The 370-nt window shown below is 64.3% G+C and carries 1 protein-coding gene; it reads left to right on the top strand.

Annotation, left to right across the window (positions count from 1 at the left end; translation table 11 throughout):
• The coding region (locus HA630_RS02560; protein ID WP_243855320.1) for a co-chaperone YbbN at nucleotides 1-171 on the top strand (171 nt) is incomplete at its 5' end.
• Nucleotides 172-370 lie beyond the last annotated feature (199 nt).

Raw genomic sequence — 370 nt, forward strand, 5'->3', positions numbered from 1 at the left:
CTTCAAGTGGCCAAAATGAACGTGGACGAAAACCGCAACGTGCCGGCCCAGTACGGCATCCGCGGCATCCCCACGCTGATGCTGTTCAAGGACGGCCAGCTCGCCGCCACCAAGGTGGGCGCCCTGAGCAAGGCCCAGCTGACCGCTTTCATCGACCAGCAGCTGGCCTGATGTCCCCCAGCCGCCCGGGTGCAAGGCCCGGGTGGTTTTCCTGTCATAATCACGGCAACACGGGCAACCCCACGGGCCCGGCCGAAACCCAGCGTTCGCGCCATTGCAGCCGCGAACCGCACCCTCCCCCCACATTCTCTGGACTCCTCGCAGGAGTGATCCCATGCACCTGAACGAACTCAAGGCACTGCACGTGTCT

It is taken from the genome of Aquabacterium sp. A08 (genome assembly GCF_011742065.1).